Genomic DNA, 10,518 nt, shown 5'->3' on the forward strand with positions numbered 1-10,518 from the left:
CTGTTTACATGGTCAACAGGCCGTCGGCGGGCGGGTCCGATCGATGGGCGATCTTGGCAGCTCCGGGGCCGGTCGGGCGGCCGGTGGGCGGGTGGTCGGGCGGCCCGGTGGGCGGGTGGTCGGGCGCGCTGGAGGCGGGTGGTCGGGCGGCCCTGGAGGCGGGTGGTTGGGTGCGCCGGAGGCGGGTGGTCGGGCGCGCGGGGGCGTGCGGGAAAAGGGCCGCGGGAGCGCCCGGCGGTCCTTTGCCGGCCCGTGCCGGTTTCTGTTCGGCCCGTGCCGGTTTCTTGTCGGCCGGTGCCGGCGATCTTCCCTGTCGGCCGTGCCGGCATCGCGCGGAATGGGGACCGCAGCCGGCGTCGAAAGGCAATGCCTGACCACCGCGATGCCCGACTGGGCCTCCCCGGACGACTAGCCGGCGGCCGGGGGGTCAGCGGCTGCAGAACCGCTTGATCGACTTCATGTCGGCCGGATGGGGGTTTCCCGTCCCGTTGATATCGCCATGCCGCCGACATGAAGTCGATCAACTCGGCCGTGCACCACTGCGCGCGCGGGGGGCTGTTGTGGTGCCGGGGCGGGTGCCACCGGGGCGCGAGTCGAGGCGGGGTGGGGTGGGGTGGTTGAGAAGGGGCCCCTGCTCCACAGGATGCGTTAACAGGGGCCCTCCCTTCACCTTTCACCGCTGGGCGGGCTCGACCAACTCGACGAGGACGCCGCCCGCGTCCTTGGGGTGGACGAAGTTGATCCGGGAGTCGGCGGTGCCCCGGCGCGGGGTCTCGAAGAGCAGCCGCAGGCCGCGCTCGCGCAGCGCCGCGCACGCCGCGTCGATGTCGGCCACCGTGTACGCCACCTGCTGCACGCCCGGCCCGGAGCGGTCGAGGAACTTGGCGATGGTCGACTCCGGGGTGAGCGGGGCGAGCAGCTGTACGCAGCCGCCCTCGGCGGTCGGCCCGACCGTCAGCATCGCCTCGCGCACGCCCTGCTCGGTGTTGGTCTCGGTGTGCACGCAGCGCATGCCGAAGGTGCGCTGATAGAAGTCGATCGCGGCGTCGAGGTCGGCGACGGCGATCCCGACGTGGTCGATGCGGCGCAGGCCGATGTCTGTGACGAAGTCGGCAGCGGGCTCGGCGGGGGAGTTCTCAGCCATGGCGTTAGTCTGACCGAACACCCGTCCAACCGAACAATCGTTAAGGTTCACAGCTCGGCACCCCCCTCGGAGGCAGGCACATGGCTTCGGTGATCGTCAGCGGCGCGCGGACCCCGATGGGGCGCCTGCTCGGCAACCTCAAGGACCTCTCCGCCACCAAGCTCGGCGGCATCGCGATCAAGGCCGCGCTGGAGCGCGCCGGGGTGCCCCCCGAGCAGGTGCAGTACGTCATCATGGGTCAGGTCCTGCAGGCCGGCACCGGGCAGATCCCCGCTCGGCAGGCCGCCGTCGAGGCGGGCATCCCGATGTCCGTGCCGGCCCTGACGATCAACAAGGTCTGCCTCTCCGGCCTGGACGCGATCGCCCTGGCCGACCAGCTCATCCGGGCCGGCGAGTTCGACGTCGTGGTGGCCGGCGGCATGGAGTCGATGACCAACGCCCCGCACCTGCTGCTCGGCCAGCGCGCCGGCTACAAGTACGGCGACGTGACGATCAAGGACCACATGGCCCTCGACGGGCTGACCGACGCCTGGGACTGCTGCTCGATGGGCGAGTCGACCGAGCGGCACGGCGCGCGGCACGGCATCACCCGCGCCGAGCAGGACGCCTTCGCCGCCGCCAGCCACCAGCGGGCCGCCGCCGCGCAGAAGAACGGGCACTTCGCCGACGAGATCACCCCGGTGATCATCCCGCAGCGCAAGGGCGACCCGGTGGTGATCAGCGAGGACGAGGGCATCCGCCCGGACACCACCGTCGAGTCGCTGGGCCGGCTGCGCCCCGCGTTCACCTCCGACGGCACGATCACCGCCGGCAGCGCCTCGCCGATCTCCGACGGTGCGGCGGCCGTGGTCGTGATGAGCAAGGCGAAGGCCAGGGAGCTGGGGCTGACCTGGCTCGCCGAGATCGGCGCGCACGGCAACGTGGCGGGCCCGGACAACTCGCTGCACTCGCAGCCCTCCAACGCGATCAGCCACGCCCTGCGCAAGGGCGGCCTGGGGGTGGAGGACCTCGACCTGGTCGAGATCAACGAGGCGTTCGCCGCGGTCGGCATCCAGTCCATGCGCGACCTGGGCATCGGCGACGACAAGGTCAACGTCAACGGCGGCGCGATCGCGCTGGGCCACCCGATCGGCATGTCCGGCGCCCGGCTGGTGCTCACCCTCGCCATGGAGCTGCGGCGGCGCGGTGGCGGCACCGGCGCGGCGGCGCTCTGCGGCGGCGGGGGCCAGGGCGACGCTCTGATCATCCACGTGCCCGACCCCGCCGAGCAGCAGTGAGCGGAGCCGTCGAGCAGGTCCCGGCCGCCGGCGTGCCGTCGGTGCGCCGCAGCCGGGACGTGCCGATGCTCGTGGAGCGGGCCCGCGCCGGTGACCCGCGCGCCGTGGCCCGGCTGATCACCCTGGTCGAGTCCGGCGACGAGGTGCTGCCCCGGGTGGCGGCGGCCCTCGCGCCGTACGCGGGGCAGGCCCAGGTGGTCGGGCTGACCGGGTCCCCCGGGGTGGGCAAGTCGACCACCACCAACGAGCTGGTCCGGGCGCTGCGCTCGCGCGGGCACCGGGTCGGGGTGCTGGCCGTCGACCCGTCCAGCCCGTTCACCGGCGGGGCGATCCTCGGCGACCGGGTCCGGATGCAGGACCACGCCACCGACCCGGGCGTCTACATCCGGTCGATGTCCAGCCGGGGCCACCTCGGCGGCCTGTCGGCGGCGACCCCGCAGGCGGTGCGGGTGCTGGAGGGCGCCGGCTGCGACGTGGTGCTGGTGGAGACCGTCGGCGTCGGGCAGGCCGAGGTCGAGGTCGCCTCGCTGGCCGACACGACGCTGGTGCTGCTGGCCCCGGGCATGGGCGACGCGATCCAGGCGGTGAAGGCCGGCATCCTGGAGATCGCCGACGTCTTCGTGGTCAACAAGGCCGACCGGGACGGCGCCGACGCCACCGTCCGCGACATCCAGGGCATGATCGCCCTCGGCGAGCGGGGGCCCGGCGAGTGGCGGCCGCAGGTGGTCCGGTCGATCGCCGCGCGGGGCGAGGGGATCGACGACATCGCCGCCGCGATCGACAAGCACCGCGGCTGGCTGGTCGAACACGACGAGCTGCGCCGCCGCCGCGAGAAGCGGGCCGCCGCCGAGATCGAGGCGATCACGCTGGGCGTGCTGCGGGCCCGGATCGGTTCACTTCGCGACGGTACGGAGCTGCCGGCGCTCGCCGCGAAGGTGGCCGAGGGTGCGCTCGACCCGTACGCCGCAGCCGACGAGTTGCTGGCGCAGATCGGCTCCTGACGCGTCCACTGCGGAGCCTCGGCAACGAGTACGCTCGCACCGCTCCACGGTCGTCGTGGGGCGGTGTGCGCGTACTGGGGGAGAGGCATGGCTGACGAGGCGACGCAGGAGCTGTCGGTGACGCCGGACGCGGTGGCGGGCGGAACCACCCACGTCTCGGACGAGGTGGTGGAGAAGATCGCGGTGGCCGCCGCGCGTTCCGTCCCCGGGGTGGCCGACCTCGGCGGCGACGTGGCCCGGTTCTTCAACGCCGTCTTCGACCGGGTCGGCCTGGACCAGGTCGGCGACGCCCGGCGCGGCTGCTCGGCGCACGTCACGAACGGCGCGGCCGTGGTCAACCTGGTCATCGTGATCGACGCCGGCCAGCCGGTGCCGCAGGTGACCGACGGGGTGCGGGCGGCGGTGACCCGGGCCGTCGAGGCGTACGGGCTGCGGGTCGACGAGATCAACATCCGGGTGGACGACGTGACGCTCGGCGACCCCGCCGCGCCGCCGGCCTGACCCGGTTACCTGCCGGTACGCATCTCCTTAGCGATCGTTCAGGCCGGGGACTACACTCGGTCCTCTGACGAGGACTCGAGGAGGAGCCCTGCGCATGGACGCCGACGAGATCGCCGCCGGACGGGCACGCTGGCAGGCCCGCTACGACGCCGCGCGGAAGCGGGACGCCGACTTCACCACGCTCTCCGGGATGCCCGTCGACCCGGTCTACGGGCCGCCCGAGGGCGTCGCCTACCCGGGCTTCGAGCGGATCGGCTGGCCGGGCGAGTTCCCGTACACCCGGGGGTTGTATCCGACCGGCTACCGGGGACGGACCTGGACGATCCGGCAGTTCGCCGGCTTCGGCAACGCCCGGCAGACCAACGAGCGCTACAAGATGATCCTCGGCGCGGGCGGCGGCGGCCTCTCCGTGGCCTTCGACATGCCGACGCTGATGGGCCGCGACTCCGACGACCCGCAGGCCCTCGGCGAGGTCGGCCACTGCGGGGTGGCCATCGACTCGGCCGCCGACATGGAGGTGCTCTTCGACGGCATCGACCTGGCCGGCGTCACCACCTCGATGACCATCTCCGGCCCGGCCGTGCCGGTGTTCTGCATGTACCTCGTCGCCGCCGAGCGGCAGGGCGCCGACCTGTCCACCCTGGACGGCACGCTCCAGACGGACATCTTCAAGGAGTACATCGCGCAGAAGGAGTGGCTGTTCGACCCCGAGCCGCACCTGCGCCTCATCGGCGACCTGATGGAATACTGCGCGCGCGAGATCCCGCGCTACAAGCCGCTGTCCGTCTCCGGCTACCACATCCGGGAGGCCGGCGCGACGGCCGCGCAGGAGCTGGCGTACACCCTCGCCGACGGGTTCGGCTACGTCGAGCTGGGGCTGTCGCGCGGGCTGGACGTCAACGTGTTCGCCCCCGGGCTGAGCTTCTTCTTCGACTCGCACGTCGACTTCTTCGAGGAGATCGCCAAGTTCCGGGCCGCCCGCCGGATCTGGGCCCGCTGGCTGCGCGACGTCTATGGCGCGACCAGCGAGAAGGCCCTGTGGCTGCGGTTCCACACCCAGACCGCCGGGGTGTCGCTGACCGCCCAGCAGCCGGTCAACAACGTCGTACGCACCGCCGTCGAGGCGCTCGCCGCCGTGCTCGGCGGCACCAACTCATTGCACACCAACGCCCTCGACGAGACCCTGGCCCTGCCCACCGACGAGTCCGCCGAGATCGCCCTGCGTACGCAGCAGGTGCTGATGGAGGAGACCGGGGTGGTGAACGTGGCCGACCCGCTCGGCGGCTCCTGGTACGTCGAGGCGCTGACCGACAAGATCGAGGCCGAGGCGGAGGAGATCTTCGCCCGGATCCGGCAGCTCGGCGGCGAGGGCCCGCACCAGATCGGCCCGATGACCTCCGGCATCCTGCGCGGCATCGAGGACGGCTGGTTCACCGGGCACATCGCCGAGTCCGCGTTCGTCTACCAGCAGGCCCTGGAGAAGGGCGACAAGCGCATCGTCGGCGTCAACTGCCACACCGGCACCATCGCCAAGGACCTGGAGATCCTGCGCATCTCGCACGAGGTCGAGGTGGAGCAGCGCCGGGTGCTCGCCGAGCGCAAGGCGGCCCGCGACGACGCGGCGGCGCGCGCGGCGGTGACCCTGATGGTCGAGGTCGGCCGCACCGGCGAGAACATGATCCCGGCCATGCTCGACGCGGTCCGCGCCGAGGCGACCCTCGGCGAGATCTGCGACGCGCTGCGCGCCGAGTGGGGCACCTACCGCGAGCCGGCCCGCTTCTGACGGGTGTCAGGAAGGGCCCCTTCCTATCCGAAAAGCGTTGGGAAGGGGCCCTTCCTCGCAGGCCGGGGCGGGGGTGAGAGTCGCAACTGTCGCCGTCGCGGTTGATCTGAGTTCGGCGGGACACGTGCGAGACTAGATAACCATGAGCGACCCACGGATCACCTCGTCGATCTTCACCCGCGGCGCGGTCGACCTCAGCGCACTGCGCAACACCGCACCGCCCGCCACCCGCCCCAGCACACCGGCTCAGGCCGGTCCGTCCACCGGGCTGCCGGCCGCCGCCGGCGGCGGCCCCGTGATCGACGTGACAGAGGCCAACCTCCAGGCCGAGGTGCTCGAACGGTCCACCGCCATGCCCGTCGTGGTCTTCTTCGGCGCGGCCGGATACCCGGAGAGCGACCAGTTCGCCCCGGTGCTGGAGCGGCTGGCCGCCGAGGGCGGCGGCGCGTGGGCGCTGGCCCGCATCGACGTCCAGGACAACCCGCGGATCGCTCAGATGTTCCAGGTGCAGGGGGTCCCGACGGTCTACGCGGTGGTCGGCGGCCGGCCCGTCGACGCGTTCTCCGGCGCGGTCCCCGAGGCCCAGCTGCGGCAGTGGATCGGCGCGGTGCTCAAGGCCGGCGGCGTCGACGTCGCCGCACCGGGGGACCCCCGCCTCGACGAGGCCGACGACGCCCTGATGAGCGGCGACCTGGACGCCGCCGAGGAGGCGTACAAGAAGATCCTCGCCGAGTCGCCGGCGGACGCCGCCGCCGAGGCCGGCCTGGCCCAGGTCGGGCTCGCCCGCCGGGTCGCCGGCGCCGACCCGCGCGCGGCGCTCGCCGCCGCCGAGGCCAACCCCGACGACGTGCCCGCCCAGCTGCTCGCCGCCGACATCGAGGTGCTCAGCGGCATGGCCGAGCAGGCGTACGCCCGCCTGGTCGACCTGGTCCGCCGCACCTCCGGCGACGACCGGGACAAGGCGCGCCAGCACCTGATCGCCCTGTTCACCGTCGCCGGCCAGGACGACCCCGCCGTCGCCTCCGCCCGCCGGGCCCTGGCCAGCGCCCTGTTCTGAGTTCCGCCGTACGCCAGCGCGGGCCGGCGTTCGCCGGCCCGCCCGACCCACGAGGACGGGAGCCCATGATGCGCCGGATCGCCGTCCTCGACGCGCCGTCCAACCTCGGGCTGCGCCCGCCCACCCCCACCGCCGTCCCCGGCTGCGCCAAGGCGCCGGGAGCGCTGCGCGACCAGGGCCTGCTCGCCCGGCTGCGGGCGCGCGACGCCGGCTGCCTCACCCCTCCCCGGTACGACCCGGGCGACTGGCGCCCCGGCGACGGCGTCTGCCACGCCCCGGAGATCGCCGCGTACTCGGCGGCGTTGGCCGACCGGATCGGGGCGATCATCGACCGGGGGGAGTTCCCGCTCGTCCTCGGCGGGGACTGCTCGATCCTGCTCGGCTCGGCGCTGGCCATGCACCGGCTCGGCGAGGCGGTCGGTGGGCGGATCGGGCTCGTCTTCGTCGACGGCCACTCCGACTTCCGGCACCCCGGCAACGCCTCGTACGTCGGCGCGGCGGCCGGGGAGGACCTGGCGCTGGTCACCGGGCGGGGGCAGGCCGACCTGGCCGCGATCGAGGGGCGGCGGCCCTACTTCCGCGACATCGACGTGGTGGTCCTCGGCATCCGCGCCCAGGACGAATACCGCCTCGACCTCCAGGCCGCCGGGATCACCACCCGGCCGGTGCCGGCGCTGCGCGCCGAGGGCGCCGCCCGCACCGCCCAGTGGGCCCACGAGGAGTTGGCCGACTGCGCCGGCTACTGGGTGCACGTCGACGTGGACGTGCTCGACCCGGCGGTGATGCCGGCGGTCGACGCCCCGGACCCGGGCGGGATCGCCTTCGCCGAGCTGGAGATCCTGCTCGCCGGCCTGGTCGACACCCCGCACTGCCTCGGCGTGGAGCTGACCGTCTTCGACCCCGACTACGATCTCGACGGCGCGTACGCCGCCGAGATCGTCAACACGGTGGTGGCCGGGCTGGCCCCGGTGACCGCCCCGAGCGCGGTGCCGCCCCGCCTGCTCCCGGCCGCCCCGGAGCCCCGCCTGTCGCCCGAGCCGCGCCTGTCGCTGGAGTCCCGCCCGTCGCCCGAGTCCCGTCTGTCGCCCGAGTCCCGTCTGCTCCCGGCCCCGGAGCCCCGGCTCGTGCCCGACCGCCCCGCCGGCCCGAGCGGCGCTGCGGCCGGCGCGCTGGTCGCCGTCGGCGCGCCGACGGACCCGGCTGGCGTGGACGAGCCCGTGGACGGGCCGGAGGAACCGGGCGGGCCGGTGGACGAGGCGGACCTCGTCGCGGGTGCCCCACCCGGCCCGACCGGGGCCGCCGCCCCGCTGCTGGAGCCCGTCGGGCCGCCAGCCTCGGTCGGGCCGGGCCTGCTGCGCCGGGTCACCGGGTCGACCCCGGGCGACGCCCCGCCGACCCCCGAAGACGATGCCCCGCCCCGGCCGGCGGCCGGCATCGCCTGACCGAGGGCTCGCCGCCCCCTCCTGCCGCCGCGCCGCCCGCCGCCGCGCCGCCCGCCGCCGCGCTGGCCCCGTCGGGGGCCGTCGCGGGGCTCGGGCGCGCTGCCATGTCGGCGACATGGGGGCATCCCGCCGCCCCGGATACCGCCATGTCGCCGGCATGGCGGCCGGCCGAGGCCCGGCGGCCATCCGCCATCCGCCAGCCCCCGGCGAACAGGCCCGCCCGACAGTCCCGGCGGGCCGGCCCGTCAGGAGGCGGCCAGGGCGCGCAGGAAGCGTTCGGCGATCGGGACCGCGCTCGACCCGCTCGACCCGCCCCGCTCCACGAACACCGCGAACGCCACGTCGCCCTGCCAGCCGACGAACCAGGCGTGGGTGTGCGCCGGGTCGTCGTCGTACTCGGCGGTGCCGGTCTTGCCGTGCACGGGCCCGCCGGGGGCGTCCTTCAGGGCGGTGGCGGTGCCGGCGGTGACCACCTCGCGCATCATCGTGCGCAGTGGCTCCACCGACTCCGGCTTGAGCTGCGGCCCGGCGGGCGCGGCCTTGGCCGGGGCCGGGTCGACGACCAGCTTCGGCTGCTCCCAGCGGCCCCGGGCGACGGCGGCGGTGGCGGCGGCCATGGCCAGCGGGCTGACCAGGGTGGTGCCCTGCCCGAACGCGGCGGCGGCCTGCTCGGCCGGTGAGCCGTCGGCGGAGACCTTGCCGGTGAACGCGTCCAGGCCGAGGTCCCACTCGGCCTCCAGGCCCAGGGCCCGGCCGGTCTCGGCGAGGCCGTCGGGGCCGAGCTTCGGGGCGAGCGCGGCGAACGCCGTGTTGCAGGACTTCGCGAAGTCGGTGCGGAACGGCACCGTGCCGAGGGCGAAGTTGTCGGAGTTCTTGAACGAGCGACCGTCCACCGTGAACGTCTTCGGGCAGGCGACCGGGCCGTCCAGGGTGACCGCGCCCCGGTCGAGCAGGCCGAGGGCACTGACCATCTTGAACGTCGAGCCGGGCGGCACCTGGGCGGTGAACGCGAGGTTCTCGCCGGCGGCCCCCGGGCCGTTCGCGGCGGCCAGCACCGCGCCGTCGCCGACCCGCACGGCCACCAGCGCGGCGCGCCGCTTCTCGCCGCGCAGGGCCGCGTCGGCGGCGTTCTGGGTGGCCACGTCGAGGGTGGTCCGCACCGCCTGGCCGGGCTTCGGCTCCTGCCGGAACAGCTCCGTGCCGGTCGGCGCGACGGTGCCGTCCGGCCCGGCCCGCTCGCTGATCACGGTGAGCCCGGGCGTGCCGCGCAGCCGCTCGTCGTGCCGGCCCTGGAGGCCGCCGTGGCCGACGAGGTCGCCCTGCCGGTAGCGGTCGGGGTGGGCGGCCAGGTCGTCGGCCTGAGCCTGGTCGACCGAGCCGAGCACCGCCCGGGCGAACTCCCGGGTCGGGGCCAGGTCGAGCTTCTCGGCCCGGAACTTCGTGCCGGGCAGGTCGTAGATGCGGGACCGGATCTGCCGGTACGCCTCGTCGCGCAGCGTCACCACCTCGACGAACGCGCCCGGGTCGGCGTCGGCGAGGCGCTTGGGCAGGTCGGTCAGGTCGACCGGCGGGGTGATGGCCGGCCGGACCGCCCGGAACGCCGCGTCGAGCTGCCGCGCCACGGCCTTGGCGTCGGTGACCTCGCTCGGTTGCAGCCCGACGCGGACCACCGGCCGGGGCGTGACGATCGGCTTGCCCGCGCCGTCGAGCACCCCCGCCCGGGGCGCGGCGTCGCGGCGCAACGCGATCCGGTCGCCGTCGGTGAGCTGCTCGTGCACCACCTGGGGCTCCCAGATCACCCGCCACTGCCCGTCGTCGCCGGTGGTCAGCCGCACCTGCCGGTCGTACTCCCAGCGGATGCCGCCCGGCAGGGCCCAGGCCACCCGTATCCCGGCGGTCGCGACGTTCGCGTCGACCTTCGGGTCGCCGGTGCGGCGCAGGACCGGCGGGGTGTCGGCCAGCTCGCCGGAGAGCTCGCGGAGCTGGCGGGCCACGTCGGCGGCGGGGACCTTGAGCCCGGCCGGGGTCACGAAGCCGACGGCCTGCAGGTCGCCCTTGCCCCAACCCGACAGGAAGGCGTCGACGGTCGGTGCGGGGCCGTCGTCGGACGAGCAGCCGACCAGCGTGCCGGCGACCAGCACGGTGGCCGCCAGCGCCGCGAGTGACCGCCGGGCGCGGGTGCGGGCGCTGCCGCGACGGATCGGGTGCGTCTGGTGCATACGGGCGGTCCCTCCGGATCTCCGACTGACCGTCACGGTAGTACGACCGTCGCCCGCGCACCGCCCCGCCGAGCCCGTCACGTGCGGGAAGACG

The 10,518-nt window shown here is 74.7% G+C and carries 7 protein-coding genes and 1 pseudogene; 6 read left to right on the forward strand and 2 right to left on the reverse strand.

Annotation, left to right across the window (positions count from 1 at the left end):
- Positions 1-673: 673 nt before the first annotated feature.
- A complete protein-coding gene (mce, locus tag TK50_RS20775) occupies positions 674-1,144 on the reverse strand; it encodes a methylmalonyl-CoA epimerase (protein WP_043966099.1) in 471 nt (156 codons plus the stop codon).
- Positions 1,145-1,224: 80 nt separating this feature from the next.
- On the opposite strand from mce, the gene TK50_RS20780 reads away from it, so the two are divergent.
- The 6 genes and pseudogenes from TK50_RS20780 to TK50_RS20805 form a co-directional block, all read left to right on the forward strand.
- A complete protein-coding gene (locus TK50_RS20780) occupies positions 1,225-2,421 on the forward strand; it encodes an acetyl-CoA C-acetyltransferase (protein ID WP_043966101.1) in 1,197 nt (398 codons plus the stop codon).
- A 65-nt stretch (positions 2,422-2,486) separates the two neighbouring features.
- On the forward strand, positions 2,487-3,422 hold the full coding sequence (meaB, locus tag TK50_RS20785) for a methylmalonyl Co-A mutase-associated GTPase MeaB (protein ID WP_255705467.1): 936 nt from the start codon (positions 2,487-2,489) through the stop codon (positions 3,420-3,422).
- An 87-nt stretch (positions 3,423-3,509) separates the two neighbouring features.
- Positions 3,510-3,923 (forward strand): Asp23/Gls24 family envelope stress response protein, encoded by a 414-nt coding sequence (locus TK50_RS20790; protein ID WP_043966105.1) that lies wholly within the window; start codon positions 3,510-3,512, stop codon positions 3,921-3,923.
- A 94-nt stretch (positions 3,924-4,017) separates the two neighbouring features.
- Entirely contained in the window at positions 4,018-5,706 is a 1,689-nt protein-coding gene (locus tag TK50_RS20795; protein ID WP_043966107.1) for a coenzyme B12-dependent isobutyryl-CoA mutase large subunit, read from the forward strand.
- A gap of 142 nt (positions 5,707-5,848) precedes the next feature.
- Positions 5,849-6,763, forward strand: a complete 915-nt coding sequence (locus TK50_RS20800) for a tetratricopeptide repeat protein (protein ID WP_043966109.1) — start codon at positions 5,849-5,851, stop codon at positions 6,761-6,763.
- A 65-nt stretch (positions 6,764-6,828) separates the two neighbouring features.
- Positions 6,829-7,828: pseudogene (locus tag TK50_RS20805) on the forward strand (arginase family protein); the annotation flags it as partial.
- 622 nt (positions 7,829-8,450) lie between these two features.
- Here the strand turns inward: TK50_RS20805 and TK50_RS20810 are convergent.
- Positions 8,451-10,424, reverse strand: a complete 1,974-nt coding sequence (locus TK50_RS20810; protein WP_043966112.1) for a penicillin-binding transpeptidase domain-containing protein — start codon at positions 10,422-10,424, stop codon at positions 8,451-8,453.
- Positions 10,425-10,518 lie beyond the last annotated feature (94 nt).

It is taken from the genome of Micromonospora haikouensis (assembly GCF_000876225.1).
In the GTDB taxonomy this organism is placed as follows: domain Bacteria; phylum Actinomycetota; class Actinomycetes; order Mycobacteriales; family Micromonosporaceae; genus Micromonospora; species Micromonospora haikouensis.

What these genes read in the sequence shown, in the direction of transcription:
- mce (WP_043966099.1), bottom strand. Translation starts at nt 1,144, where the DNA reads ATGGCTGAGAACTCCCCCGCCGAGCCCGCTGCCGACTTCGTCACAGAC.
- TK50_RS20780 (WP_043966101.1), top strand. Translation starts at nt 1,225, where the DNA reads ATGGCTTCGGTGATCGTCAGCGGCGCGCGGACCCCGATGGGGCGCCTG.
- meaB (WP_255705467.1), top strand. Translation starts at nt 2,487, where the DNA reads ATGCTCGTGGAGCGGGCCCGCGCCGGTGACCCGCGCGCCGTGGCCCGG.
- TK50_RS20790 (WP_043966105.1), top strand. Translation starts at nt 3,510, where the DNA reads ATGGCTGACGAGGCGACGCAGGAGCTGTCGGTGACGCCGGACGCGGTG.
- TK50_RS20795 (WP_043966107.1), top strand. Translation starts at nt 4,018, where the DNA reads ATGGACGCCGACGAGATCGCCGCCGGACGGGCACGCTGGCAGGCCCGC.
- TK50_RS20800 (WP_043966109.1), top strand. Translation starts at nt 5,849, where the DNA reads ATGAGCGACCCACGGATCACCTCGTCGATCTTCACCCGCGGCGCGGTC.
- TK50_RS20810 (WP_043966112.1), bottom strand. Translation starts at nt 10,424, where the DNA reads ATGCACCAGACGCACCCGATCCGTCGCGGCAGCGCCCGCACCCGCGCC.